The organism is Duganella caerulea (assembly GCF_040362985.1).
Classification (GTDB): domain Bacteria; phylum Pseudomonadota; class Gammaproteobacteria; order Burkholderiales; family Burkholderiaceae_D; genus Rugamonas; species Rugamonas vulcania.
The window spans coordinates 60,677-84,587 of sequence record NZ_BPWJ01000016.1; the positions used below are offsets into that span (position 1 = coordinate 60,677).

23 protein-coding genes are annotated in these 23,911 nt (G+C 67.5%); 11 read left to right on the forward strand and 12 right to left on the reverse strand.

Translation table 11 applies throughout. From position 1 onward, the window contains the following. Positions 1-59: 59 nt before the first annotated feature. The 4 genes from ACUJB0_RS29885 to ACUJB0_RS29900 all read left to right on the forward strand — a co-directional run bounded on the left by ACUJB0_RS29885 (position 60) and on the right by ACUJB0_RS29900 (position 6,163). Positions 60-926, forward strand: a complete 867-nt coding sequence (locus tag ACUJB0_RS29885) for an HDOD domain-containing protein (RefSeq protein ID WP_444848438.1) — start codon at positions 60-62, stop codon at positions 924-926. 7 nt (positions 927-933) lie between these two features. Beyond that, complete coding sequence (locus ACUJB0_RS29890; RefSeq protein WP_444848439.1) at positions 934-2,151, forward strand: DUF2863 family protein; 1,218 nt, start codon at positions 934-936, stop codon at positions 2,149-2,151. 122 nt (positions 2,152-2,273) lie between these two features. Then, complete coding sequence (locus tag ACUJB0_RS29895; RefSeq protein ID WP_444848440.1) at positions 2,274-3,452, forward strand: tetratricopeptide repeat protein; 1,179 nt, start codon at positions 2,274-2,276, stop codon at positions 3,450-3,452. A gap of 128 nt (positions 3,453-3,580) precedes the next feature. Continuing rightward, a complete protein-coding gene (locus tag ACUJB0_RS29900) occupies positions 3,581-6,163 on the forward strand; it encodes a BACON domain-containing protein (RefSeq protein WP_444848441.1) in 2,583 nt (860 codons plus the stop codon). Positions 6,164-6,167: 4 nt separating this feature from the next. On the opposite strand, the gene ACUJB0_RS29905 is transcribed toward ACUJB0_RS29900, so the two are convergent. Continuing rightward, positions 6,168-6,545 (reverse strand): Rossmann-fold NAD(P)-binding domain-containing protein, encoded by a 378-nt coding sequence (locus tag ACUJB0_RS29905; RefSeq protein ID WP_117013911.1) that lies wholly within the window; start codon positions 6,543-6,545, stop codon positions 6,168-6,170. 154 nt (positions 6,546-6,699) lie between these two features. On the opposite strand from ACUJB0_RS29905, the gene ACUJB0_RS29910 reads away from it, so the two are divergent. Genes ACUJB0_RS29910 through ACUJB0_RS29920 form a run of 3 tightly spaced genes read left to right on the forward strand, consistent with a single transcriptional unit; the run spans position 6,700 to position 8,335 of the window. After that, complete coding sequence (locus ACUJB0_RS29910; protein ID WP_444848442.1) at positions 6,700-7,248, forward strand: cysteine hydrolase family protein; 549 nt, start codon at positions 6,700-6,702, stop codon at positions 7,246-7,248. 5 nt (positions 7,249-7,253) lie between these two features. Beyond that, a complete protein-coding gene (locus ACUJB0_RS29915) occupies positions 7,254-7,979 on the forward strand; it encodes a metallophosphoesterase family protein (protein ID WP_444848443.1) in 726 nt (241 codons plus the stop codon). 56 nt (positions 7,980-8,035) lie between these two features. Beyond that, on the forward strand, positions 8,036-8,335 hold the full coding sequence (locus ACUJB0_RS29920) for a helix-turn-helix domain-containing transcriptional regulator (protein ID WP_444848444.1): 300 nt from the start codon (positions 8,036-8,038) through the stop codon (positions 8,333-8,335). Here ACUJB0_RS29920 and ACUJB0_RS29925 read toward each other — a convergent pair. Together ACUJB0_RS29925 and ACUJB0_RS29930 are read right to left on the reverse strand one after the other, a co-directional pair. Next, the gene (locus ACUJB0_RS29925; RefSeq protein WP_444848462.1) at positions 8,306-8,827 is read right to left on the reverse strand and encodes a DNA-deoxyinosine glycosylase; all 522 of its coding nucleotides are present in this window, start codon (positions 8,825-8,827) and stop codon (positions 8,306-8,308) included. The genes ACUJB0_RS29920 and ACUJB0_RS29925 overlap by 30 nt on opposite strands. Further along, positions 8,827-9,840: an alpha/beta hydrolase gene (locus ACUJB0_RS29930; RefSeq protein ID WP_444848445.1), complete on the reverse strand. Its 1,014-nt coding sequence runs from the start codon at positions 9,838-9,840 to the stop codon at positions 8,827-8,829. The genes ACUJB0_RS29925 and ACUJB0_RS29930 overlap by 1 nt, the downstream gene beginning before the upstream one ends. 116 nt (positions 9,841-9,956) lie before the next feature. Between ACUJB0_RS29930 and ACUJB0_RS29935 the strand changes: the two genes are divergently transcribed. Next, positions 9,957-10,394 carry an Mpo1 family 2-hydroxy fatty acid dioxygenase gene (locus ACUJB0_RS29935; protein ID WP_444848446.1) on the forward strand — a complete coding sequence of 146 codons (438 nt, stop codon included), beginning with the start codon at positions 9,957-9,959 and terminating at the stop codon, positions 10,392-10,394. Here the strand turns inward: ACUJB0_RS29935 and ACUJB0_RS29940 are convergent. Next, positions 10,391-10,528, reverse strand: a complete 138-nt coding sequence (locus ACUJB0_RS29940; protein ID WP_444848447.1) for a hypothetical protein — start codon at positions 10,526-10,528, stop codon at positions 10,391-10,393. The genes ACUJB0_RS29935 and ACUJB0_RS29940 overlap by 4 nt on opposite strands. Positions 10,529-10,687: 159 nt before the next feature. On the opposite strand from ACUJB0_RS29940, the gene ACUJB0_RS29945 reads away from it, so the two are divergent. The 3 genes from ACUJB0_RS29945 to ACUJB0_RS29955 all read left to right on the forward strand — a co-directional run bounded on the left by ACUJB0_RS29945 (position 10,688) and on the right by ACUJB0_RS29955 (position 12,344). Continuing rightward, positions 10,688-11,608, forward strand: a complete 921-nt coding sequence (locus tag ACUJB0_RS29945) for a DMT family transporter (protein ID WP_161086742.1) — start codon at positions 10,688-10,690, stop codon at positions 11,606-11,608. Further along, positions 11,608-12,099 carry a GNAT family N-acetyltransferase gene (locus ACUJB0_RS29950; RefSeq protein WP_161099485.1) on the forward strand — a complete coding sequence of 164 codons (492 nt, stop codon included), beginning with the start codon at positions 11,608-11,610 and terminating at the stop codon, positions 12,097-12,099. The genes ACUJB0_RS29945 and ACUJB0_RS29950 overlap by 1 nt, the downstream gene beginning before the upstream one ends. Before the next feature lie 68 nt (positions 12,100-12,167). After that, complete coding sequence (locus tag ACUJB0_RS29955) at positions 12,168-12,344, forward strand: hypothetical protein (RefSeq protein WP_444848448.1); 177 nt, start codon at positions 12,168-12,170, stop codon at positions 12,342-12,344. On the opposite strand, the gene ACUJB0_RS29960 is transcribed toward ACUJB0_RS29955, so the two are convergent. The 8 genes from ACUJB0_RS29960 to hutU form a co-directional block, all read right to left on the reverse strand. Continuing rightward, entirely contained in the window at positions 12,330-13,856 is a 1,527-nt protein-coding gene (locus ACUJB0_RS29960) for a glycine betaine ABC transporter substrate-binding protein (protein ID WP_444848449.1), read from the reverse strand. The genes ACUJB0_RS29955 and ACUJB0_RS29960 overlap by 15 nt on opposite strands. Positions 13,857-13,895: 39 nt before the next feature. Further along, positions 13,896-16,544 carry a zinc-dependent metalloprotease gene (locus tag ACUJB0_RS29965; protein ID WP_444848450.1) on the reverse strand — a complete coding sequence of 883 codons (2,649 nt, stop codon included), beginning with the start codon at positions 16,542-16,544 and terminating at the stop codon, positions 13,896-13,898. Positions 16,545-16,637: 93 nt separating this feature from the next. Then, the gene (gene hutI / locus ACUJB0_RS29970; RefSeq protein ID WP_444848451.1) at positions 16,638-17,858 is read right to left on the reverse strand and encodes an imidazolonepropionase; all 1,221 of its coding nucleotides are present in this window, start codon (positions 17,856-17,858) and stop codon (positions 16,638-16,640) included. 14 nt (positions 17,859-17,872) lie between these two features. Next, positions 17,873-18,448 carry a HutD/Ves family protein gene (locus ACUJB0_RS29975; protein WP_444848452.1) on the reverse strand — a complete coding sequence of 192 codons (576 nt, stop codon included), beginning with the start codon at positions 18,446-18,448 and terminating at the stop codon, positions 17,873-17,875. Further along, on the reverse strand, positions 18,445-19,821 hold the full coding sequence (locus ACUJB0_RS29980) for a formimidoylglutamate deiminase (RefSeq protein ID WP_444848453.1): 1,377 nt from the start codon (positions 19,819-19,821) through the stop codon (positions 18,445-18,447). The genes ACUJB0_RS29975 and ACUJB0_RS29980 overlap by 4 nt, the downstream gene beginning before the upstream one ends. Next, positions 19,818-20,606, reverse strand: coding sequence for an N-formylglutamate deformylase (gene hutG, locus ACUJB0_RS29985; protein WP_444848454.1), 789 nt, complete (start codon positions 20,604-20,606; stop codon positions 19,818-19,820). Before hutG ends, ACUJB0_RS29980 begins: the two co-directional genes overlap by 4 nt. An 11-nt stretch (positions 20,607-20,617) precedes the next feature. Then, positions 20,618-22,165, reverse strand: coding sequence for a histidine ammonia-lyase (gene hutH, locus ACUJB0_RS29990; RefSeq protein ID WP_444848455.1), 1,548 nt, complete (start codon positions 22,163-22,165; stop codon positions 20,618-20,620). Positions 22,166-22,178: 13 nt separating this feature from the next. Then, positions 22,179-23,882: a urocanate hydratase gene (gene hutU / locus ACUJB0_RS29995; RefSeq protein WP_444848456.1), complete on the reverse strand. Its 1,704-nt coding sequence runs from the start codon at positions 23,880-23,882 to the stop codon at positions 22,179-22,181. Positions 23,883-23,911 lie beyond the last annotated feature (29 nt).

Here is a 23,911-nt window from a genome sequence, read left to right on the forward strand (position 1 = left end):
GGCGCGCTGGTTTATAGTATCACCTTGGCAACGCCCGCCCTTACCCCCTGAAGAAGACAATGACGACAGCAGCAGCCCCAGCCATGCCAGTAGAAAACGCGGTGGAAGAAGCGCTGATGCGCTCCATCCGTATTCCGCCCCGGCCCAGCCTGCTCGTCGACCTGCAGCGCGAGCTGGCCCAGCCCGACCCGTCGCCGCGCCGCATCGCGCGCATCATCGGCAACGACGTCGGCATGTCCGGCGCCCTGCTCAAGCTGGCCAACTCGCCGTTCTTCGGCGCCGCGCGCAAGGCCAAGTCGGTCGAACAGGGCATCAATTTCCTCGGCATCAACCAGTGCGCGGCCCTGCTGACCGGACTGCTGGCGCGCCAGGCCATCGAGGGCAAGGAAGCCGACCTGAACGCGTTCTGGGAAGTGTCGGCGCGCCGCGCCCAGGCCGTGGTGTTCTTCTCGCGCAAGCTGCGCATCGCCCCGCCGGACATCGCCCACACCTTCGGCCTGTTCTGCGACATCGGCGTGCCGCTGCTGATGAACCGCTTCACCGACTACGCCGCCACCTACGCCGACGCCTGCGACGACGCGGTGCAGACCTTCACCGTCATCGAGGACAGCCGCTACAGCACCAACCACGCCGCCATCGGCTGCCTGCTGGCGCGCAACTGGGGGCTGTCGCCGGACGTCTCCTGGGCCATCCTGCTGCACCACGACTACCGCGTGCTGGACGATCCGGCCACCGACGACGCCGTGCGCTCGCTGGTGGCGCTGGCGCTGCTGGCGGAAAAGGGCATCGCCCGCTTCCACAGCCGCCAGCTGTCCTACGAGTGGGAAAAAGGCGGCGACCAGGCCTGCCGCCACCTGGGCCTGTCCGAAGACGAAACCGCCGACCTGCTGGACGAACTGCACGAAGCCTTCCACACCGAACGATAAGAAAAACATGCCGAAAAATAAGCGCCCCGTACCGCGCAAATCCGCCAATTCCCCGGAACTGAAAGACGAACAACAAACCACCGAACTGTGCGCGCTGGCGCTGGACCTGGCCGACGGCGAGTTCAACAATGACATCGTGGCCGACAGCACCCGCGCCGAGCTGGCGCAAAAGGGGCTGGACTTCCAGCGCCTGCTGCGCAAGCTGCTCAACCAGGGCAAGGACGAGGTGCTGTACGGCGCCGTCGAGCTGGCCCGCGACGAGTCGCGCGACGGCTACCGCTACCTGCGCAACGCCATCGAGGAAGGCGCGGCCAGCGTGATCCTGCGGCGCGAGGGCGCGCCCGAGATGGAGATCGACGCCTTCGCCATCCCGGTGTTCGTGCACAGCCAGGGCGGTCTGGACCCGGCCCACGACTTCCAGGACGGCGCCGCCTACGACGCCCTGCTCGACAGCTTCACCGACGCCGGCCTGGAAAGCCCGAAAGCCAGGGTGGTGCTGGTCAGCCACGCCTACGACCTGGACGAGTTCGAACGCGTCACCTACGGCCAGCTGCACGCCATGGTGCGCGAGGCGGCGCAGTCGCTGACCGAGAAGAAGATCGCCGCCGCGCCGGCGCTGGAGCGCAGCATGGCGGCCGGCTGGTCGGCCACCGGCTTCGGCCCTGACGACACCGCCGTCGAGCTGCGCTTCCTGCTCGGCTTCGCCATGAAGCGCGCCGACGATCCGTTCTACAAGGTGCCGGCCAGCGAGAAGGCGGCCGACGCCTACTTCGCCCAGCGCGCCGCGCGCTACCAGAAATGGACCGGGCAATACGCGCCGCTGGTGGCGCGCTGCCTGGGCCGCGGCCGCGGCGAAGCCCCGCTGCGCCTGAACTTCCTGTACCAGGACCTGTTCTTCGGCGCGCGCGAGCAGGGCCAGTCCGAATACGCGACGCTGCAATTGCTGTCGGCGCTGAACCAGGCCATCGGCGCGCGCGCGCCGGACCAGCTGAGCGCGGTCATCGCCCCGTTCGACGTCGACGACGAGATGGTGCTGCGCGTGCAGCTGAGCGAGGGCGCCACCGTGCTGGCCCACGGCGACAAGCCGCTCGACCTGGGCGCCGACCTCGAGCTGGAGGTCGACGACCTGCGCGACGCGCTGGCCAGCATCGGCGTGGCCGAGGTGCTGGTGGCGCTGCGTTTCAACGCCGACGGCCAGCCGGTGGAGCCGCGTCCGCTGGCCTGAGGCCAACGCGAATTCCCGTTTGACATCGCCCCGGGAGCCGAGGATACTTTCCTCAAGCGGAACACAGAATCCGCTGCCTGGTGCGGCGCCGGCTTGTGCTCCGCAGCAAAGGGAGACTCGTCATGCAACCATGGACCCTGGCCTTGTGCGCCGCGCTGCTGTGCGGCTGCGCCGGTCCGACGCCGCGCGCGGCCGCGCCGATGGTATTCCACGATCAATTGTTCCAGCCGCCGTCGGTGCCGATCGACACCGCCCACATCTTCGCGGTCAGCCCCGCCATGCGCGACTACCTGAGCCGCGAGATCGGCCACAGCCTGACGCGCAAGGATCCCCGCCGCGAACTGTTCGACGCCCTGTACCGCAAGGACCGGCTGCAGCTCGAGTACGATTCGGCCATGACCCGCGACGCCGCCCAGACCTTCGAGGCGCGCGCCGGCAACTGCCTGTCGCTGGCCATCATGACGGCCGCGCTGGCGCGCGAGCTCCACCTGGCGGTGCAGTTCCAGCAGGTCGAGGTCGACGAAAGCTGGAGCCGCGCCGGCGACCTGTATTTCGCCAGCGACCACGTCAACCTGGCGCTGGGCCGCCAGCGCCTCGACAACGGCAACGGCTACAGCGTCGACCTGTCGAACTCGCTGACGGTGGACTTCATCCCCGTCCCGCCCAAGGCGCGCGAAAACGCCCGGCCGCTGGAGGAGCAGACCATCATCGCCATGTACCTGAACAACCGCGCAGCCGAACTCCTGTCGCAGGTCAAGCTGGACGAGGCCTACTGGTCGGCCCGCAAGGCGGTCGAGCAGGATCCCGGCTTCCTGCACGCCTACAACACGCTGGCCGTGGTCTACCAGCACCACGGCAACCTGCCCGAGGCCGAACAGGTGCTGCGCTACGCGCTGTCGCAGTCGCCCACCAGCACCGTGGTCCTGTCCAACCTGGCGCAGGCGCTGGAGGCCCAGCACCTGCCCGACAAGCGGGCCGAGGCGGCCACGCTGCGCGCCCGCCTGGCGCAGCTGGAGCCCGAGCCGCCCTTCCATTACTTCAACCTGGGCCAGGAGGCCATGCGCGCCGGCGACTACCGCCGCGCGCGCGACCTGTTCGCGCGCGAGGTCGCCCGGGTGCCGGACTACCACGAGTTCCAGTTCTGGCTGGCGCTGGCCAATTACCAGCTGGGCAACCTGGGCGAGGCGGACGCCCACATGGTCGAGGCGCTGGCCAACAGCACCACGCGCGGCGACCACGACCTGTATTCGGCCAAGCTGGACCGCATCCGCGCGTACGAGGCGCACGCGGCGGGCAAATAAGCGCGCTGCGGTGGTATTCTGGCCGGGGCGCGGCCGTCAAACGCGCCCCGGAGCTTGACACATAGTTGCAACTACGCAACAATTGTAAAATGTGTAAATCAAGCTGTGCTCACCCCAAGGATACCGCCATGCTGAGACCCGTCTACCTCCTCCCGCTGTTGCTTGCCGCCCTGTTGACCGGATGCGGCGGAGGAGGAGGCGGCGGCGCCGCCGCGCCCGACCCCGGCACGCCGGCCGTGTCGCCCGCCCTCAGCTTCAACCCCGCCACCGTGCGCGGCACCGTCAACGCCGGCACCTCGCTCACCCTCAACGTCATCGCCAGCGTGGCCCGTCCGTCCGACTTCGCCAACGCCGGCACCGTGGTGGCCAGCATCGTCGACAGCAACGGCGTGCTGCTGCCGACCGCCCAGCTGATCCGCGACAGCGACACCCAGTACCACGCCGTGCTGCAGACCGCGCCGTCGCTGGCGGCCGGCACCTACACCGGCAACCTCAGCGTGCGCCTGTGCCGCGACAGCGGCTGCGCCAGCCAGTTCCCCGGCTCGCCCATGCTGCTGCCCTACAACCTGCAGGTGGTGCCGGCCGGCCAGCTGACCTTCAGCGCCACGCCGGCCGTCGCCTTCAACGCCACCGCCCACCTGGGCGGCGCGGCGCCGGCCCCGGTCAGCATCGCCATCAGCGGCGAGGGCCGCACCTGGACCGCCAGCAGCGGCGCGGCCTGGCTCAAACCCACGCCGGCCAGCGGCAGCGGCAGCGGCACGCTCAGCGCCGCCTTCGACCCGGCCGGCCTGGCCGTGGGCGAGTACAGCACCACGCTGACCGTGCTGGCCAGCGACGGCCAGAGCGCCACGCTGACGGCCACGCTGTCGGTGCAGCCGAGCGGCCTGGTCACCGCCAACGGCGTCGTCTTCAACGCCGTCAACGGCGCGCCGATCGCCACCCAGGTGATCCCGCTCGACACCGACGACAAGAGCAGCGCCAGCTGGAGCGCGGTGGCCAACGCCGGCTGGCTGCGCATCTCGCCGACCAGCGGCAAGACGCCCGCCACCGCCGTGCTGACGGTCGATCCCACCGTCGGCGCGCTGGCCAGCGCCAGCTACAACAGCAGCGTCACGCTCAGCGCCACCGGCCTGCCGGCGCGCGAGCTGCCGGTCACGCTCAACCTGACGCCGGCCACGCTGAGCGCCTCGGTCAACAGCATCACGCTGGGCGGCACCTACGGGCGCGACTTCAGCGCCAGCCCGAGCGTGACGCTGAGCCTGAACACCTCCACCAACTCCTGGCCGTGGACGCTGGGCACACTGCCGGCCTGGGCCAGCGCCACCGTCGCCAGCGGCAGCGTCAACCAGGCCGGCAGCAAGACCGCCTTCAAGGCGCTGCCGATCGGCGCGCCGGTCGGCGCCAGCTCCGTGCTGGTCAACGCCACCGCCCGCGTCAACGGCGACCAGGTGGTGGCGCCGGTGCTGCTCAACATCAACCGCGACAAGCACAAGCTGCTGCCGTCCGAGACCGGGGTGGCCTTCAGCGGCTCGCCGGGCTGGACCCGCCTGACCCGCACCCTGACCGTGCAGGACAACTACGGCAGCTTCGGCGGCATGAGCGCCGCCTCCAGCCAGCCGTGGCTGGTGGCCGGCGTCAGCGGCAACAAACTGACCCTGACGGCCGACCCGACGCCGCTGGGCCCGGACACCCTGAGCATCGCCACCGTCACCCTGACCCCGCTTGACGCCGACGCCAGCGCGCCCGAGCCGATCCGCGTGGCGCTGTGGAAAGGCACGCACACGCCGGTGAGCAACGTCAGCAGCGTGCTCACCTACAGCAACGTGATCACCGACCCGATCCGGCCCTACGCCTACGTGCACAACGGCGGCGCCTACGTCGACATCTACAACCTCTACAGCGGCCTGAAGACCGGCTCGATCACCGGCCTGGGCGCCAGCCTGGGCGACATGGCCACCAGCGCCAACGGCGACTACCTGTTCCTGCTGAACCTGAGCAGCCGCACGCTGGCCACGATCGACCTCAACACCCTGGCGGTGGTGAGCCAGCTGCCGGTCGACGCCGACGCCTCCACCCGCCTCAAGGTGATCCGGCCGAACGGCGTGGAAATGCTGGTGCTCAGCACCGGCGCGGCCTACCTGACCACGAACGGCGCCCGCCTCACCCTGCCGCTCAGCGGCGGCGGCCCGCTGGCCGCCAGCGGCGACGGCAAGAGCCTGCTGCAGCAGCAGGAAAACAGCGCCTCCGTGCAGATCACCACGCTCAGCGTGGACTACAGCGCGCTCAACGGCGGCACCCTGTACCCGGCCCGGATCGCGGCCGCCAGCCACGCCAACACCGGCACGCTGGGCCAGGACATCGCGGTCAGCGCGGACGGCACGCGCATCTACACCGCCAGCAGCACGCCCAAGCTGTGCAGCATCCTCAATCCGGTCGACCTGGGGGTGCTGGGCTACCTGGCGGCCGGCGACGGCACGCCCAACAACGTCAAGCTGGGCAGCGACGGCCGCATCTATTGCGGCGCCGCGGTCAAAACTTCCACCAGCGATGTGTGGGTGTACGACACCAGCGGCAAGCTGCTGAACCAGTTCAAGCTGGCCGGCACCGGCAAGCAGCTGCTGCCGCGCCAGCTGGCGGTGTCGGGCGACGGCACGATTTTGATCGGCATCACCGACGACGGCGTGGCCACCATCGTGCCGGTGGGGCCGTGACGGCTCAGTAGCCGGTGCTGCGGCCGGCGATCACCGGCAGGTCGTCGTCGGTGGTCATGGCCCAGATCAGGCGGGCGATGGTTTCCGAGGCGATCACCGTGTGGTGATTGCCCATCGCCATCAGTTTTTCGCGGATCTCGCGCCGCACGGCCGGGATGCCGGTCAGGTCGAACAGGATGTCGACGCCGTCGCCCAGGGCGACGATCTGGTCCAGCGTGCGCACCGCCAGGCCGGCGTCCAGCGCCAGCTGGCGGCCCGGGGTGTCGCCGCTTTCGGCCACCGCCACCAACTCCACGCCGCGCTCGCGGCGGCCCAGCATATTGCGCAAGAAGGCCGAACCGATACGGCCCAGTCCGATGATGGCGATTTTCTGATTGTCCATGTTATCCCCAGTTAAGTTGAACTGCGATCGGTACCCCGGTAAAACTGTGTTAAAAGAAAGTATATTTAAGGCAAGCATAACCACGCTCCCCCGGCAAGGCAAGCCGCATAGCACGGCCGCCCGGCGGGAGGTTGTTTTTACACAAGGAAACATCATGCGGGCATTGATCATCATTGACATGCAACAAGGAATGGCCGGCCCCGCCGCCGGCGCACGCAACAACCCCGACGCCGAGCGCCACATCGCCGCCCTGCTGGACGCCTGGCGCGCGGCCGGCGCCCCGGTGGTCCACGTGCGTCACATGTCGCGCACGCCGGGCTCGCCGTTCTGGCCTGGCCAGCCGGGCGCCGAGTTCCAGCCCCGGCTGGCGCCGCTGGCGCATGAACACGTGGTGGAGAAGAATGTCCCGGACTGCTTCGTCAACAGCGGGCTGGAACGCTGGCTGCGGGTGCGCGGCATCGACGCGGTGGTGCTGGCGGGCGTGAGCACCAACAACTCGGTGGAGGCCAGCGCCCGCAGCGCCGGCAACCTCGGCTTCGCCACCCAGGTGGTGGCCGACGCCTGCTACGCCTACGCCAAGACCGACTACGCGGGCGTGCCGCGCAGCGCCGACGATGTACACTACATGGCCTTGTCCAACCTCGATGGCGAATACGCCGCCATCGTCGACACCGCCGGCTTGCTGGCCACGTTCGAGGAGTGACCGCCATGCGCATCGCCATCGTCTCCGACATCCACGGCAACCTGGCCGCGCTGGAAGCGGTGGCGGCCGACATCGTCCGCCAGGGCGTGGACGCGGTGGTCAACCTGGGCGACAGCCTGTCCGGCCCGCTGCTGCCGCTGGAAACCGCGCGCTTCCTGATGGCGCGGGACTGGACCCACCTGGCCGGCAACCACGAGCGGCAGATCCTCGAACTGCACCCCGGCTCCGGCGCGGCCGACGCCTACGCCCGCGCGCAACTGACGCCGCGCGAGCTGGCCTGGATCGCCACGCTGCGGCCGACGCTGCAATGGAACGAGGACGTGTTCCTGTGCCACGGCACGCCGGCGAGCGACATCACCGGCCTGCTGGAAACTGCCGACCGCCACGCCAGCGCCGCCGAGATCGAACAGCGCCTGGGCCGGGTCGAGGCCGGCCTGATCGCCTGCGGCCACACGCACGTGGCGCGCAGCGTGCGCGGCGCGCGCGGACAGCTGATCGTCAATCCCGGCAGCGTCGGCCAGCCGGCCTATGTTGACGACCATCCCTACCCGCACGCCATCGAAACCGGCTCGCCCGACGCCCGCTACGCCATCGTCGAGCAGCGCGAACAGCGCTGGCACGCGCAACTGCTCACCGTCCCCTACGACCACCGCGCCATGGCCGAACTGGCCCGCGCCAACAGCCGCGAGGACTGGGCGGTTGTGCTGATGAGCGGGTATGTCGCAGTATGATCTGGTGCCAATCAACGCGCACTGAATGAGGCGCCCCTGATACAGGAAGACACGCCATGCAGAAAACAGATCGTCCTCATGAAGAAGCGACCATCGAGATGTTCCGGAACGACCCGGCACTGGCGGCAGAATATCTGAACGATGTTTTGGCCACCGGGGACGAGGTTGATCTGATGCTCGCGCTTCGCTATCTGAGCAATGCATTCGGCGACATACAGGAAATCGCTCGTCAATCCGACGCCAATCCCAGCATAACCCACCACGCCGTGTCGGAAAATCGTACACCTTCGCTGAAAACACTGCGCGCCGTTCTGCGCGCCATGGGCTTACGCTTGGCCGTCCAACCCATCAATTAACAGGCGCCACCTCTCCAGTTTCTGCGCAAGGGTAAGCGAGGCGTGGGCGGGGGATGTCGATGGCAGCACCACCGTCCGATAACCTTCTGCCGCGAACTGCGGGGCGAACTTGCCGGCGGTCTGGCCGTTGAAGCCCACCGTATCCAGCAGCGGACACAACTCGCGCAGGCGGGCGAAGTCGTTGGCGGCGGGCTTGCGGATGGCCGAATCGAGGCTGCCCTCGCGCTCACAGGCGCCCAGCACATCCCACAGGCCGAAGCCGTGCGCCAACAGGCGCGGCAAGCGTTCGTCGTACGGCAGCTGCGCCAGCGGCTCCCCCGTCAACGCCGACAGAATCGGCCACAGCAGATTGCGCGGATGCGCGTAGTACTGCTGCGCCGCCAGCGAGGCGGCGCCGGGAAAGCTGCCCAGCACCAGGATGCGCGTGCGCGCGTCGATCACCGGCGCCAGGCCTGCCAGCGCGGGGGAAACCAAATCAGCATCGTTGGCCATCATGCGCCGTCCGGCAGCGCCTCGGAAATCGCGCGGAAGGAGCGGTCAAACCGATACGGGATGTTCAGGTGGCTATCGACAAATTCCTCGTACACGAACGGAACCTCCAAGCCCCGCAAGCGCTGCGTGAAGATGCGCGCCCCGTATTGCAGGTTGAATTCATCCAGCGTACCGGCGTCCAGATAGAGCAGCCGCATGCTGCGCAGCGCATCGGCGTGACGCTCGGCGATGTGCACCGGATCCCACGACAGCCAGCGCTGCCATACGGCCTCATGCAATTCGCCGGTATGCGTATCGAACGGCAGCACGAAGCCCGGCGTCATGGCAGGGTCCGGCGAATAGCAGGCCGCCATCGCAACGGTATTGATGGTGGCGTGAAAGCCGGGATCGCGCGGACGAATGTCACGCAGCCGCTCCACGAAGCCGGTCAGTCCGCCGTGGCGCTCCAGCACCGGCAGGCAGCGCGCAAAGGCCGGCTTGTAGCACAGCTCGAAGTACAGGTCGCCGCTGTGCGACGCGGCAAGGCCGAACACCTCCGGACGCCGCATCGCGAACATCAGCGCCCCATAGCCACCCGAGCTCTTGCCGGACACAGCGCGCCAGTCGCGCGCGGCGACCGTGCGATAACGCGCATCCACATGGGCAACGATTTCGTCGGCGATATAGTCTTCGTAACGCCCGGTCGCGCTGGAGTTGATGTACTGGCTGCCGCCGTAGCGCGTCAGGCAGTCCGGCATCACCACGATCATCGGGCGCATGTGCCCGCTCCCGATCAGCCGGTCCAGACGCTGGGGCAGGTTCTCGTCCCAGGCGGAATCGTTCAGCAGGGTGAGGCCGCGCCCGCCATAACCGGCCAGCACGTAGACGGTGGGGTAGCGCGCGGCGCCCTCGTCATAACCTGGCGGCAGGTAGACGGCCAGCTGCCTGCGCGCGGGATCGCCCGCCGCGTTGCCCGCCAACAGACGGCTGTCGATCGTGTCCAGGACTATCCGTCCCGCGGGATACTGCGTCATTAAACTTCCTCCTGCCACTCGGTCATGGCCGCATTGTACCCAAGCGTTGCCACGCCGCGATTCGGGTGTAGAATTTGCCGACGGCACGACCGTACTAAAAAAACCGGGAGACACCCATGTCGCAAGCGCGCACCATCGATACCCTGCTGGCCAAGTACAGCGAGAGCCATCTCAACCCCACCAACGAGGTGATCCACTTCGTCTGCGTGCCCATCATCGTGTTCACGCTGCTGGGGCTGCTGTGGGCCGCGCATCCGCTGCTGGCGGTGGCGGTGACGCTGGCCTCGCTGGTCTACTACTTCAAGCTGTCGAAGCCGTTCGCGGTGGGCATGCTGCTGATGAGCACGCTGATGCTGGCCCTGCTGGCCGCCCTGCCGGACAAGGCCATCCTGCCGCTGTCGCTGGCGATCTTCGTGCTGGCGTGGATAGGCCAGTTCATCGGCCACAAGATCGAGGGCAAGAAACCGTCGTTCTTCGACGACCTGCGCTTCCTGTTGATCGGACCGCTGTTTGTGCTGGGCTTTTTGTACCGCAGGCTGAAGCTGGCGTACTAGTGGAAACCGGCGAAGGCGAACAGCGTCTGGGCGGCGCTCTGCATTTCGTCGCCGGCCAGCATCAGCACCAGCGCGGTGCTGACCGCGACATAGCCCAACAAGCCGACAACTTTGATCTGCAGCGCGGTGCTCATGCCGCCCTCCCGTGTGTGATGTGTGATTCCATCTTACTTGCATTTTCAACAAAGTGCTCAAAATTTACACAGCGGAAACAAATTAGTGGTCATGCTGTTGCGTCGCAACAAAAACGTGGCTGCTAGGCAAGGAATGGCCCGGGCGGCTATACTCGTTCGATGTCCTCTCCACTCCTGTTCGCCATTGCCTGCCTGATCTGGGGCTCCACTTTCTTCGCCATCACGCTGCAGCTGGGCGAGGTCGCGCCCGCCGTGTCCGTCGTGTACCGCTTCGCGCTGTCGGCGGCGGTGCTGTTCGCCTGGTGCCTGGTGCGCGGCGACAAGCTGCTGATGCCATGGCGCACCCAGCGCTGGATGTTCCTGCAAGGCTGCGCCACCTTCGGCCTGAGCTACATCTGCACCTACTCCTCCGAGCAATACCTGGTTTCCGGCCTGGTCGCCGTGCTGTTCGCGCTGATGGTGTTCTGGAATCCCATCCTCAACCACCTCGCGTTCGGCACGCCGCTGCGCTGGCGCACCTGGGCCGCTGGCGCGCTTGCCATCTGCGGCGTATCGCTGCTGTTCTTCCAGTCGATCCGCGGCGCCTGGAGCGAGATCCTGTCCGGCGGCAACGGCCACTTTTTGCTCGGCCTCGGCCTGGCGCTGACCGCCACCATCGCCAGCTCGGTCGGCAATGTGGTCGTGATCAAGGTGCGCGAGCAATCGTCCAACGTGCTGCTGACCATGGCCTGGTCGATGCTGTGGGGCAGCCTGCTGGTGGCGCTGTGGGTGGTCGTCAGCGGCCAGTCGTTCAGCATGCCATCCGGCCTGCCGTACTGGGGCGGGCTGCTCTACCTGTCGCTGTTCGGCTCGGTGATCGCCTTCGCCGCCTATTTCACGCTGATCCACCGCATCGGCTCGCACAAGGCGGTGTACATCGGCGTGGTCACGCCCGTCATCTCCGTGCTGCTGTCGATCCAGCTGGAACATTTCCGTCCTGGCGCGCTGGAATGGGCCGGCATGATACTGTGCCTGTCCAGCGTCGCCTGGGCGCTGCAACCCGATACCCCCGTCCTCAAAGAAAGCACTGTGGAAGCCTGATGACTACCTCCGACCTGACCATACGCCCGGCCCAGCCGGCAGACGTCGCCGCGATTTTCGGCATGATTTACGAACTGGCCGTGTTTGAAAAACTCGAACACATGGTCGTCGCCAACGAAGCCATGCTGCACGACAGCCTGTTCTGCGACAAGCCGGTGTGCGAAGCGCTGGTCGGCGAGGCCGACGGCGAGGTCGTCACCTTCGCGCTGTTCTTCCACAACTTCTCCACCTTCCTGTGCAAGAAGGGTCTGTACCTGGAGGACCTGTACGTCAAGCAGAGCCGGCGCGGCAAAGGCTATGGCAAGCGGATGCTGGTGGCGCTGGCGCAGTTGGCGGTGGAGCGCGACTGCGGCCGCTTCGAATGGTCGGTGCTCGACTGGAACAGCAACGCCATCAAGCTGTACGAAAGCATGGGCGCCTCGCTGCTGCCGGAATGGCGCATCTGTCGCGTCACCGGCGACGCGCTGACGCACATGTCTCAAGGCGCTTGATATCGCACAAGGCCTGGCGGCATCAAGCTTGCAGAATGAATGTCGACCTTCATTCGCAGGAGACCGCCATGCCGAAATTGCCGCCCTTAGTCAACACCGTCTACAAAGCCTGGCTGCGCGCCCGGCTGGAGCGCTACATGCGCGCGCTGGAGGCCATCGCCGCCCAGCGCGAGAACGATTTCCACGCCGAGCGCCTGCTGCACAAGGAGATGGTGCTGCTGCGCTCCAAGCTACACTCGCTGTGACGGCGCGCGGCTGGCCAGCCGCTCGAGCAGCTCGAACGCGGCCTGCGTCAGCAACGCCAGCAGCGCCGCTGGAATCGCGCCGGCCAGCAGCATATCGTTATCGTTCAGCGCCAAGCCGATGGTGATGCGCTCACCATAGCCGCCGGCGCCGATGAAGGCGGCGATGGTCGCCGTCCCCACGCTCATCACGGCCGCCGTTTTCACGCCGGCCAAAATCACCGGCAAAGCCAGCGGCAATTCGATGTGTACCAGCCGCTGCATCGGCCGCAGGCCCAGCGCCTGCGCCGCCAGCCGCAGGCCGGCCGGCACCTGCAGCAAGCCGGTGCAGGTGTTGCGCACGATGGGCAGCAGCGCGTACACCACCAGCGCGGCCAGCGCCGGCACCGTGCCTATCATCCCCAGCAAGGGAATCAGCAGCGCCAGCAAGGCCAGCGAGGGCACCGTCTGCAGCACGCCCGTCAAGCCCAGCACCACCTGCCGCAGGCGCGGAAACGCCGCCGCCAGCACGCCCAGCGGAATGCCGACCACGCACGCCAGCAGCACCGCCGCCAGCACCAGCGTCAGATGCTGGCGCGTCAGCGGCCACAGGTTCTTGTCGAAGATCTTGGCCAGCAGGCCATCGCGCACCATCGGCGCCTGCACGGCCTTGCCGGCGCCGGCGGCCTGCGGCTGCTGCGCTGTGAGCCAGCCGCGCGCCACGTTGGCGAAACTCTGGCCGTCGATTTCGGCGGCGGCGTTCATCGCGATCATGTCGGTGGCGCTGATGCGGCCCTCCAGTTGCGCGATCGCCTTCCACGCGGCAGGGAAGCGCGCCGGCGTGTCGAGGCGATACAGCAGCATCGCGTCGTAGCGCGGGAAATAGGCGCGGTCGTCGTCCAGCACGCGCAGGCCGTACTGGCGGATCTTGGCGTCGGTGGAGTAGATGTCGATCACGTCGACCTGGCGCTGCATCAGCGCCTCGTAGGCGATGCCGTGGTCCAGGCCCTCCGGCCGTTGCGGCAGGCCGTAGCGCCTGGACAGTCCCGGCCAGCCGTCCGCGCGGCCGATGAATTCGTGCGACAGGCCGAAACGCAGCGCCGGCTGCGCCGCCAGTTCGCTGAGTTTCGTCACGCCGTCGGCGCCGCCGCGCACCGCCAGCGCGTAGGTGTTGTTGAAGCCCAGCGGCACCGCCACGCCCAGCCCCATGGCCGCCAGCTCGCGGCGGATCTGCTCCAGCGGCGCGGCCTGCGCGTGCTTGAGGATTTCCAGGTCGATGGTGCCGAGGTACTCGGGATAGACGTCGATGCGGCCGGCCTGCAGCGCCGCCAGGACGATGGCGGTATTGCCCAGGCCTTGCAGGTGCTGAGTCTTTGTGTCGGGCGACGCCTGCGCGGCGGCCTGCGTCAGCACCTCGCCCAGGATGTAGGACTCGGTGAAGCGCTTCGAACCCACGTGCAGCGTGTCGCCCGGCGCGGCGGCGCACGCCGCGCCGCCGAACAACAGGGCCAGCCAAACAAGCAATCGTCCTTGCACACGCTCTCCGAAATGATAGTCAATCCAGAGAGCTTACCATCAAGCGCCCGCGCGCAGCATGGACGCCTTCAAGGCCTGGCTCAGCGTCTCGTACGATTCCGACAGGTGGGCCTTGGCCTCGCGGCTCATCGGCTTGCCCATCGCGGCACGGATATCGCGTTGCAGCGCCAGCGCGTTCTCGCGCTGCAGGCTGCGGGCGTCGGCCGGCGTGAGCGGCGATGCGCGCAGCAGTATCGTCGTCATGCGCTTCAGATGCTCGCGTTGCAGGTTGCGGCGCATGCCGTTGATGTCCTTGCCGGTTTTCAGCTCGCTCCACACCGCGTCCTGCACGGTGGTGTACAACTCGTCGAGGCTGAGCGCCTGCTTGCGGTCATCCAGCTTTTCCTGCGAATCGAGCAGGCGCACCGCCACCGCGTCGGACATCAGCTGGTCCAGCGCGCCGGCCTGCAAGGACAGCACGCGGCCGCTGACCGACACGTCGGCCCGTCCGCGCCATTCGAAATGGTCGGGGCCAAGGCGGCTGATCATCGCCGGCGAGAACTGGAAGCTGTCCGACTTGAACAAGCTGGTGGTCAGCATCTGCAAGGCGGCCCGCTGGCGCTGGAGCGGCACCGGCGTGAAGGTGGCTCGGCCCGTGCCTGCGTGATCGCGCAGGTAGGTCACGCCGCCCACGTACTTCACCACCACCGGCAGGGTGCGCGCGAACTGCTGGAAACCATCGTCGAAACCGCGGCGCAGCGTTTCATAACTCTCGCCGGGCTTCAGCGTGCGGCTTTGCAGACGGTCCCACAGCTCGCGCGAGATCGTCAGGCGGCGCTGGAAGTAGGCCAGCGGATCGCTGCCCAGGTCGAACGCGTTCACGTCGGGATCGGAATTGAAGCCGCCCGCATCCTGGTCGGTGCCGAAGGCCAGCAGCGGTTCGTTGGAGCGCCCGGCGATCTTCTCCAGCTCCTCTTTCTCCTGCGCCGGATCGATCGGCTTGTAGGCGTACTCGATGGCCCAGTAATCGTAGGGGCCCAGCGTCGACGTCACGTACTCGCCCTGCTTCTCGCCCTTCAGCGACAGGTTGAACGGCGTGTAGTCCATCACCGATCCGGTCAGACCGTTCTTCTTCGTGAACTCGGGGTCCTGCAACTGCTTCAGGCTGTAGATGGTCGACGAGCGGAAATTGTGGCGCAGGCCCAGCGTGTGCCCGATCTCGTGCATCACCATCGAGCGCACATAGGCTTGCGCGACCGCATCCGCCTCGGGGCTGCCCATTTCCAGTTCGCCGCGCACTTCCAGCAGGTCCATGGCGAAGCCCATCTCGGACGCCGATTCGTGCATGTAGTCGCAGCGCGCCTCCTGCCCCGGCATCGCCAACGGCTCCTGTGTGGACATGACGTCCTCGCCGATCAAGCGGCGCGCGCCGCGCGCGAAGATGTCGGACATGCCGACGTGGGCATCGAGGATCTCGCCGCTGCGCGGATCGACCTGCGTCGGCCCGACGGCGAAGCCGACGTCCTTGCCGACGAACCAGCGCACCGACGCATGCCGCGCATCCATCGTATCGAAGCGGTCCTTCTCGGTCTGCTGCTTGACCACGATGGCGTTCTTGAAGCCGATGCGTTCGAACGCATCGTTCCACGCCAGGATGCCCTGCCTGACCGACTCGCGGTACTTCTCCGGGATGTTCGCGTCCAGCCAGTAGACGATGGGCTGCTTGGGTTCCGACAGCGCCTGCGCCGGGTCCTGCTTCTCCAGGCGCCAGCGCTGGATGACGTGGCGCGAGGTGGTCGGCGTCACGTCGTCCGAATAGTCGTAGGTCGTGCTGACGAAATGGCCGACCCGGTCGTCCGCGACGCGGCCATGCATGGGCTGCGCCGGCAGCGGCATGAAGCTGTAGTAGAAGCCCAGGAACATGCTGCGCGGGTCCGGCAACGTGGTCGGCGGCATGGGGATCGGCACCGGCGTGGTGGGCATCACGGCCGGCGGCGCCGCGATGCGCGGCACGAAGAAGTGCGCGTTGACCTGGAAGCCGGTCATGGTCTCGTCGGAGCGGATGGTCAGGAAGCTGCTGTTGCGCGCGTCCATCACATACGGCATGCGGAAGGCCGCCTCCAGCCGCGTCGTAAAACTTGGGATATCGCCGAACAGCAGGATGTTCGCCTCCACCAGGATCGCGTGGTTCTGCGGATTCGGGCCGCTGGCCACCGGCGCGATCGCCACCAGGCTGTCGGAGAACGCCTGCGACACCGCCAGCGCCTGCGGCGTGCCGGCCTTGGCGCCATACTCGGTATTCTTGGCGATCATCTGCACCAGGTTGCCGATGCGGTGGAACACCACCACCTGGCTAATGCCCATCTGGCTGCCGTAGATACCGCGCTCGCCTATCCCGTTCGGCATGTTCACGATCATGAAGATGGGACGGTCGAACTGGTCGGGCCGCAGCTCGATCCAGACCTTCTCCTCTTTCTGGTACAGGTTCAGGAAGCCTTGCAGGTGCGCCGCGCCGCGCACCAGGTCCGCGAAAGGCCTGGGCGCTGCGGCCGCCGCCGCGACAGGCACCGGCGCGGTGGCCGGCTGCAAAGGCGTGGTGGCGACCACCGGGACTTCCGGCGCATGGGGAACGGGCGTGGGCGGCACCGGCTCCTGGGCCAGCGCCTGCGCGCCGAGCGTCAGCAGGACGGCGGCGCGGAGAGCATTCATGACAAACATGGATATCCTGTTACGTTGGAAGAGGCATCCCGGTACTGTAACCGAAACAACAACTAACGAAACAGAATTTCCCGAGGGCGCCCTCTAAACCTGCGGTGAACGCAACACGCCGCCATTGACCACGCCCCGGCAGGGATTGAGGCCGATCGCATACGACAGGTCGGCCGGCCGGGCGATGCGCCACAGCGCGAAGTCGGCGCGCTTGCCCGCTTCCAGGCTGCCGATCTGCTGTTCGCGGCCGAGCGCGCGCGCCGCGTGCAGCGTGCAGCCGGCCAGCGCCTCCAGCGGCGTCAGTCGCCACAAGGTGCAGACCATGTTCATCGCCAGCAGCAGGGACGTCATCGGCGAGGTGCCGGGATTGCAGTCGGTGGCCACCGCCATCGGCACGCCGGCCGCGCGCAACGCGGCCACCGGCGGCGGCGTGGTATCGCGCAGGAAGTAGTAGGCGCCGGGCAGCAGCACCGCCACGGTCCCGGCGGCGGCCATCGCAGCGATGCCGGCTTCGGTCAGGTGTTCGAGATGGTCGGCGGACAGGCCGTGATAGCGCGCCACCAGCTCGGCGCCACGCTGGTCGGACAGCTGCTCCGCATGCAGCTTGACCGGCAGGCCCTGCGCGCGCGCGGCCTGGAACACGCGCTCCGTCTGCTCGTGCGAGAAGCCGATGCGTTCGCAGAAGGCGTCCACCGCGTCGACCAGGCCTTCGGCGGCCAGCGGCGCGATCATCGCGCAGACTTCGGTGATGTAGTCGTCGGCGCGGCCCGCAAACTCCGGCGGCAAGGCGTGCGCGCCGAGGAAAGTGGCGGCCACGCTGACCGGCAGCTGACGGCCGATGCGGCGCGCCACGCGCAGCATGTTCGCTTCCGATTCCAGCGTCAGGCCGTAGCCGGATTTGATCTCCAGCGTGGTCACGCCTTCGGCCAGCAGGCTGCACACGCGCGGCAGGCTTTGCCGCAGCAGCTCGTCCTCCGATGCGGCGCGGGTGGCGCGCACGGTGGACATGATGCCGCCGCCGGCGCGCGCGATGTCCTCGTAGGTGGCGCCATTCAGACGCGCCTCGAATTCGTCGCTGCGGTTGCCCGCGTGGACGATGTGGGTGTGGCAGTCGATCAGGCCAGGCGTCAGCCAGCAGCCGCCGCCATCATGCACGGTGACAGCCAGCGCGCCTTGCGGCAGTTCGGTCCTTGGCCCCAGCCACGCGATCTTGCCATCCTTGACGGCGATGGCGGCATCGCGGATTTCACCATAACCATCGGCCATCGACGCCATCGTGGCCAGGTGCACGTTCGCGAACAACACATCCCACATGCTTGCTACTTTCTTTAATTGTTGATGATGTCGACCACGAACACCGTCGCCTGCTGGGCCTCCATCGACCACACCTCTTCGGCCTCCATCACCAGCAGGTCGTAGCGCACCATGGCGATGCGCTCGCGCGAGCTGCTGACGGTCAGGCTCTCGCCGTCGGCCAGGAACAGCAGCGTGGTGGCGCTGCGACGCGCCAGCGGCTCGACGCCACGCACCACGCGCGGCTCCAGCCGATGGCGGCAGCGGCCGCGCCGTGTCATTACATTGAAATCGGTGGTCAGGCTGCCGGTGACGGTGGCGTGCACCGCCGCCTCGCCGTCGAATTCGATCAGCGGCTCGCTGGGGCTGAGCACATAGCGCTCGTCGCCGAAGTCCAGCAGCACGCCGTCGCCGTCGACCAGCGCCAGCGACCGGTCGATGCCGGGGAAGCAGGAGAAAGGGCCGCTTTGCGAGATGGTCGCCAGGCTGACGCGCCAGTCGAATTCATCGAAGCCGGCGCTGGCGGGAAAGACGGCGATTTCCGTCGTGCTGCCGCCACCGTTCTTCCACGGCGCGGGCCGCAGGCTTGCATACTGGATTAGCTGGGTCATCGGAACTCCCTCAGTTCGGCCAAGGTCTGCTTGAAGCGCACAGCGATCGCCTGCTGCGCAACGTGCTGCTGATTGCGAACTACCCACTGGCCGCCGACCATCACGTCCTTGACCAGGTTGTCATTGCCGCAGAAGACGAAGCTGCCGAGTACCTCGTCCAGCGCCAATCCGTACAGGTTCGGGTGCTGGTCATCCAGCACGATCATATCGGCGCGGCGGCCCGGCGCCAACGCGCCTACCGGCCTGCCGCTGGCCTGCGCGCCGCCCTGCAAGGCGCCCTGCCAGAGGAAGTCGCCAACGTTGCGCTCCCCGGCCGACACCGCGATATTGCGGCGCTGGTGCTGCAGGCGCTGGCCGTATTCCAGCCAGCGCAGTTCCTCCACCGCGCTCTGCGAAATATGGCTGTCGCTGCCGATGCCGAACCGTCCGCCCTCCGCCAGGAACTGCTCCAGCGGGAACAGGCCGTCGCCCAGGTTGGCCTCCGTGGTCGGGCACAGGCCCGCCACCGCGCCGCTCCGCGCCATCCGCTCCACCTCGTCGCGCATCAGGTGCGTGGCGTGGATCAGGCACCAGCGTTCATTCACATCCACCTGGTCCAGCAGCCACTGCACCGGGCGGCTGCCGCTCCAGTCCAGCGATTGCTGCACTTCCTGCGTCTGCTCCGCGATGTGGATGTGCACCGGACGCTCTTTCGGCAGCGTCGCCAGCACCTCGTTCATCTGCGCCACCGACGCCGCGCGCAGCGAATGCGGCGCCACGCCCACCTCGGTCCGCGCATCGCGCAGCGGCTCCAGCGCCTCGACGATGCGCAGCACATCCTGGGCATCGGTCTTGAAGCGCTGTTGCTCCGGCTTCAAGGCGCTTTCGCCAAAGCCGGAATAACTATACAACACTGGCAGCATGGTGATGCCGATTCCCGCCAAACGTGCGGCCGCGATGACGCGCTCCGCCGTTTCGGCAGGCCTCGGATACATGGCGCCGTCCGGCGCGCGCTGCACGTAATGGAACTCGCACATCGACGTGTAGCCGTGGCGCAGGCATTCGGAGAAAAGCTGCGCCGCGATGGCCTCGATGTGCTCGGGCGTGATGTTGCGCGCGAAACGGTACATCAGGTCGCGCCAGGTCCAGAAGCTGTCCTTGGTTTCGCCGGCCTTTTCCGTGCGTCCGCCCAGCGCCCGCTGGAAGCTGTGCGAATGCAGGTTGATCATGCCCGGCAGCGCGTACTCCACCACCGGTGCGATCAGCTGCGCGCCGGCCGGCACGGCCACGCCGGTGTCGACGCGGACGATGGTGCCGTTCGCATCCCACTCGACCAGCACGTCCTTGCGCCAGCCCTCCGGCAGCAGCGCGTTGCGCGCGTACAGCCGGTTCATGCGCGGCTCCAGTCGGCGGCGGCCTGCGTCATCTGCCGCAGCATGCCTTGCACCTGCCCTGCGCGGTCCTCGCGGTAACCGTAGGGCGCTTCCTCATCCATATACGTGGACTGGCACATCTCCAGCTGGATCGCATGCACGTTGTTGGCCGGCTGGCCGTAATGTCGGGTGATATGCCCGCCCTTGAAGCGGCCGTTGACGGCCACGCTGAACCGGTCCTGCGCCAGCGCGCGCGCCACGATGGCGTCGCTCAGGCCGGGCGCGCAGCTCTTGCCGTCGGCCGTGCCGAAGTTCAGGTCCGGCAGCTTGCCTTCGAAGAAGCGTGGCACCACCGAGGCGATCGAATGCGCGTCCCACAGCACCACGCGGCCGTGCAGCGCCAGCAGGCGATCCAGCTCGGCGCGCAGTTGATCGTGATACGGCTTCCAGTACGCGGCCAGGCGGCGCTGCACTTCGGCCTCGGTGGGCGTGTGGCCTTCGCGGTACAGCGGCTCGCGGTGAAAGGTATCGACCGGGCACAGGCCGGTCGTGTCCTGGCCCGGATACAGGTTGGTGTTTTCCGGCGGCCGGTTCAAATCGATGACGTAGCGCGACCAGCGCGCCGACAGCGTCGACGCTCCCATCTCGCCAAGGAACTCATACAACCGCACCAGGTGCCAGTCGGTATCCTGCTTGTCGACGGCGGCCGGCGTCATCGCCGCCGCCACGTCGTCCGGGATATCGGTGCCCACGTGCGGCATGGACACCAGCAAGGGAATACTGCCTGCTTTGAACTGATAGTCCATGACGCCTCCTCTTATGGATGCAGGGCCGTGAACAAACCCTTGCACGACGCGCTCAACTCGCCGCGCATGACCATGCCCTTGGCCGCCTCGATGTCCGGCGCGAAGAAGCGGTCGGCGTCGAAGAACGGCACCTTCTGGCGCAGCTGCGCGTGCACGTGCTCCAGGTGCGGCGAGGTTTTCAGCGGACGGTGGAAGTCGATGCCCTGCGCCGCCGCCAGCAGCTCGATGCCGATGATCACAGCGGTATTGTGCGCCATGTCGTCCAGGCGGCGCGCCGCGTAGGTCGCCATGCTGACGTGGTCTTCCTGGTTGGCCGAAGTCGGGATCGAATCGACACTGCCGGGATGGGCCAGCGACTTGTTCTCCGACGCCAGCGCGGCGGCGGTGACGTGGGCGATCATGAAGCCCGAGTTCACGCCCGGCTCGCGCACCAGGAACGGCGGCAGGCCGGACAAGGTGGCGTCGATCAGCAGCGCGATGCGGCGCTCGGAGATCGCGCCGATTTCTGCGATGGCCAGCGCCAGCGTGTCGGCGGCGAAGGCCACCGGCTCGGCGTGGAAGTTACCGCCCGAGACCACCACCGACAGCTCGCCGTCCTTGAACAGCAGCGGATTGTCGGTGACGGCGTTGGCTTCGATCAGCAGCGTGCGGGCGGCGTTGCCGATGATGTCCCAGCAGGCGCCCATCACCTGCGGCTGGCAGCGCAGGCAGTACGGGTCTTGCACGCGCTCGTCGCCGACCAGGTGCGAGGCGCGGATCGCGCTGTTGCTCACCAGTTGACGGTAGATGGACGCGGCGGCGATCTGGCCCGGCTGGCCGCGCACCTCGTGCACGCGGGCGTCGAACGGCGAATCGGAACCCTTGGCCGCGTCCAGCGACAGCGCGCCCGATACCATGCCCGCTTCCAGCAGGCGCTCGGCCATGAACAGGCCATGCAGCGCCAGCGCGGTCGAGACCTGGGTGCCGTTGATCAGCGCCAAGCCTTCCTTCGCGGCCAGCACCACCGGCGCGATGTTGGCGGCCTTGAGCGCGTCGGCGGCGGGCATCAGCTCACCGTTGACGCGCACTTCGCCCACGCCCAGCATCGCCAGCGTCATGTGCGACAGCGGCGCCAGGTCGCCCGATGCGCCGACCGAACCCTTGGCCGGAATGGCGGGCATGATGCCGGCGTTGTACAGCGCGATCAGCGTGTCGATGATCAGCGGGCGCACGCCCGAGTAGCCGCGCGCCAGGCTGCCGATCTTCATCAGCAGAATCAGGCGGCAGACCGCATCGGACAGCAGCTCGCCGGTGCCGACCGAGTGCGACAGGATCAGGTTGCGCTGCAGTTGTTCCAGCTTGTCGTCCGGGATACGGGTCTTGGCCAGCAGGCCGAAGCCGGTGTTGATGCCGTAGGCCGCGTCACCCTTGGCGACGATGGCGCGCACGGCGGCGGCGGATGCTTCGATGACGGGATAGGCTTCGGCGGCCAGCGACAGCGGGCCGGCCGCGGTCCATACGGCGCGCAGTTCGGTCAGCGTCATCGCGCCGGGTTTCAGGGTCAGTGCATTTGGTTTCATAGATACTCTCGGATTATTTGATCATAGGGAGATTGAGGCCGTTGCGCTTGGCGCAGGCGACCGCCGTCTCGTATCCCGCATCGGCGTGACGCATCACGCCCGAACCGCTGTCGTTGACCAGCACGCGCGCCAGGCGCTTGGCGGCGGCGTCGGTGCCGTCGGCCACAATCACCACGCCGGAGTGCTGCGAGTAGCCCATGCCCACGCCGCCGCCGTGGTGCAGCGACACCCAGGTCGCGCCGCCGGCGGTGTTGAGCAGTGCGTTCAGCAGCGGCCAGTCGGAGACGGCGTCGGTGCCGTCCTTCATGCTTTCGGTCTCGCGGTTAGGGCTGGCGACGGAGCCGGTGTCGAGGTGGTCGCGGCCGATGACGACCGGCGCTTTCAGCTCGCCGTTGCGCACCATCTCGTTGAAGGCCAGGCCGGCGATGTGACGCTCGCCCAGGCCCAGCCAGCAGATACGCGCCGGCAGGCCCTGGAAGGCGATGCGCTCGCGCGCCATGTCCAGCCAGCGGTGCACCTGCGCGTGGTGCGGGAACAGCTCCTTGATCTTGGCGTCGGTCTTGTAGATGTCCTCCGGGTCGCCGGACAGCGCCACCCAGCGGAACGGGCCGCGCCCTTCGCAGAACTGCGGACGGATATACGCCGGCACGAAGCCGGGGAAATCGAAGGCGTTCTTGACGCCGTGGTCGAACGCCACCTGGCGGATGTTGTTGCCGTAGTCGACCACCTTCGCGCCCAGCGCCTGGAAGTCCAGCATCGCCTGCACGTGCACCGCGCAGGAGGCGGTGGCGGCGGCCTTCAGTTCCTCGTGGCGCGCGGCGTCGTGCTGCGCGGTCTTCCACTGGTCCACGCTCCAGTCCTGCGGCAGGTAGCCGTTGATCAGGTCATGCGCCGAGGTCTGGTCGGTGACGACGTCCGGCACGATGCCGCCGGCCTTCGCGCGGCGCACCAGTTCCGGCAGCACGTCGGCCGCGTTGCCCAGCAAGCCGATGGAGATGGCGTCGCCATTGGCCTTGTGCAGCTTGATCATCTCCAGCGCCTCGTCGATGCTGGCGGCCTGCTTGTCGAGGTAGCGGGTGCGCAGGCGGAAGTCGATGCTGCTCTGCTGGCACTCGATGGTCAGCGACACCGCGCCGGCCATGGTCGCGGCCAGCGGCTGCGCGCCGCCCATGCCGCCCAGGCCAGCGGTCAGCACCCAGCGGCCTTTGAGGTCGCCGCCGAAATGCTGGCGGCCCGCTTCGGCGAAGGTCTCGAAGGTGCCCTGCACGATGCCCTGGGTGCCGATGTAGATCCACGAGCCGGCCGTCATCTGGCCGTACATGAACAGGCCTTTGCGGTCCAGTTCATTGAAGTGTTCCCAGTTGGCCCACTTCGGCACCAGGTTCGAATTCGCGATCAGCACGCGCGGCGCGTCTTCGTGGGTCTCGAACACGCCGACCGGTTTGCCGGACTGGATCAACAGGGTTTGATTGTCTTCCAGCTCGCGCAGCGAGGCCAGGATCTGGTCGTAGCACTCCCAGTTGCGGGCCGCGCGGCCGATGCCGCCGTAGACCACCAGGTGCTTGGGATTCTCGGCCACTTCCTTGTCCAGATTATTCTGGATCATGCGGTAGGCCGCCTCGGCGCCCCAGTTTTTACAGGTGCGCTCTGGTCCGCGTGGTGCGCGGATTTCGCGGCTGGCGTCGAAACGTGGATCGCTGTCTAAATGGGTCGTCATGGTGGCTCCTGCTCCTGAGTGAGTGGGAC

Coding starts and splice junctions, on each gene's coding strand:
- ACUJB0_RS29950 (WP_161099485.1), top strand. CDS start 11,608: ATGACTACCTCCGACCTGACCATACGCCCGGCCCAGCCGGCAGACGTC.
- ACUJB0_RS29945 (WP_161086742.1), top strand. CDS start 10,688: ATGTCCTCTCCACTCCTGTTCGCCATTGCCTGCCTGATCTGGGGCTCC.
- ACUJB0_RS29910 (WP_444848442.1), top strand. CDS start 6,700: ATGCGGGCATTGATCATCATTGACATGCAACAAGGAATGGCCGGCCCC.
- hutH (WP_444848455.1), bottom strand. CDS start 22,165: ATGAAACCAAATGCACTGACCCTGAAACCCGGCGCGATGACGCTGACC.
- ACUJB0_RS29930 (WP_444848445.1), bottom strand. CDS start 9,840: ATGACGCAGTATCCCGCGGGACGGATAGTCCTGGACACGATCGACAGC.
- ACUJB0_RS29925 (WP_444848462.1), bottom strand. CDS start 8,827: ATGGCCAACGATGCTGATTTGGTTTCCCCCGCGCTGGCAGGCCTGGCG.
- ACUJB0_RS29905 (WP_117013911.1), bottom strand. CDS start 6,545: ATGGACAATCAGAAAATCGCCATCATCGGACTGGGCCGTATCGGTTCG.
- ACUJB0_RS29885 (WP_444848438.1), top strand. CDS start 60: ATGACGACAGCAGCAGCCCCAGCCATGCCAGTAGAAAACGCGGTGGAA.
- ACUJB0_RS29915 (WP_444848443.1), top strand. CDS start 7,254: ATGCGCATCGCCATCGTCTCCGACATCCACGGCAACCTGGCCGCGCTG.
- ACUJB0_RS29935 (WP_444848446.1), top strand. CDS start 9,957: ATGTCGCAAGCGCGCACCATCGATACCCTGCTGGCCAAGTACAGCGAG.
- ACUJB0_RS29980 (WP_444848453.1), bottom strand. CDS start 19,821: ATGAACCGGCTGTACGCGCGCAACGCGCTGCTGCCGGAGGGCTGGCGC.
- hutI (WP_444848451.1), bottom strand. CDS start 17,858: ATGTGGGATGTGTTGTTCGCGAACGTGCACCTGGCCACGATGGCGTCG.
- hutG (WP_444848454.1), bottom strand. CDS start 20,606: ATGGACTATCAGTTCAAAGCAGGCAGTATTCCCTTGCTGGTGTCCATG.
- ACUJB0_RS29920 (WP_444848444.1), top strand. CDS start 8,036: ATGCAGAAAACAGATCGTCCTCATGAAGAAGCGACCATCGAGATGTTC.
- ACUJB0_RS29940 (WP_444848447.1), bottom strand. CDS start 10,528: ATGAGCACCGCGCTGCAGATCAAAGTTGTCGGCTTGTTGGGCTATGTC.
- ACUJB0_RS29975 (WP_444848452.1), bottom strand. CDS start 18,448: ATGACCCAGCTAATCCAGTATGCAAGCCTGCGGCCCGCGCCGTGGAAG.
- hutU (WP_444848456.1), bottom strand. CDS start 23,882: ATGACGACCCATTTAGACAGCGATCCACGTTTCGACGCCAGCCGCGAA.
- ACUJB0_RS29895 (WP_444848440.1), top strand. CDS start 2,274: ATGCAACCATGGACCCTGGCCTTGTGCGCCGCGCTGCTGTGCGGCTGC.
- ACUJB0_RS29890 (WP_444848439.1), top strand. CDS start 934: ATGCCGAAAAATAAGCGCCCCGTACCGCGCAAATCCGCCAATTCCCCG.
- ACUJB0_RS29955 (WP_444848448.1), top strand. CDS start 12,168: ATGCCGAAATTGCCGCCCTTAGTCAACACCGTCTACAAAGCCTGGCTG.
- ACUJB0_RS29965 (WP_444848450.1), bottom strand. CDS start 16,544: ATGAATGCTCTCCGCGCCGCCGTCCTGCTGACGCTCGGCGCGCAGGCG.
- ACUJB0_RS29900 (WP_444848441.1), top strand. CDS start 3,581: ATGCTGAGACCCGTCTACCTCCTCCCGCTGTTGCTTGCCGCCCTGTTG.